This window comes from Cupriavidus sp. 05T313 (assembly GCF_056396665.1).
Genome location: NZ_JBFTLX010000582.1, coordinates 1 through 558 on the forward strand (window position 1 = coordinate 1; position 558 = coordinate 558).

General features: G+C 61.6%; 1 protein-coding gene. It reads left to right on the top strand.

Annotated elements, in window-relative coordinates; genetic code table 11:
- Positions 1–99 precede the first annotated feature (99 nt).
- Positions 100–360 carry a hypothetical protein gene (locus AC1DKD_RS41850; protein ID WP_477144811.1) on the top strand — a complete coding sequence of 87 codons (261 nt, stop codon included), beginning with the start codon at positions 100–102 and terminating at the stop codon, positions 358–360.
- Positions 361–558: the final 198 nt, after the last annotated feature.

The window sequence follows — 558 nt, forward strand, 5'->3', positions numbered from 1 at the left end:
CCCGCCTTGGCACACTCCATGCGTTTGTACCTCCCGAGCGCAGAAACAATGCTCGAACCAACCGAACCCAAGTCCCAAYCGCTCCCAAGGAGAAYTGCCATGACTACCACCCTCGCCATCAAGGACCTGTCCGTCACCGAAGAACTCGACGCCSGYGCCATGCGCGCCGTGCGCGGCGGCTTCGTGCCCTTCCTGCCCGTGTTCAGCGCGGTCAAGMTCGACTCGACYTTCAACGCYTCGCAGCTGATCGGCCAGACGCAGAACGTCGTCAACATGAACGGCAACAACACGGCCTTCGCGGACGACATCAAGTCGMATGTCCACTCGACCCAGAACGCCCAGAACAACATCTATCGCTAAGCCGCGGGCCCTGCCCACCGCGCAAGCTGCATTCGCAAACTACTGAATACCCGGAGAACTGCCATGACTACCACCCTCGCCATCAAAGACCTGTCCGTCACCGAAGAACTCGACGCCCGCGCCATGCGCGCCGTGCGCGGCGGCTTCGTGCCCTTCCTGCCCGTGTTCAGCGCCGTCAAGATCGACTCGACCTTCAAT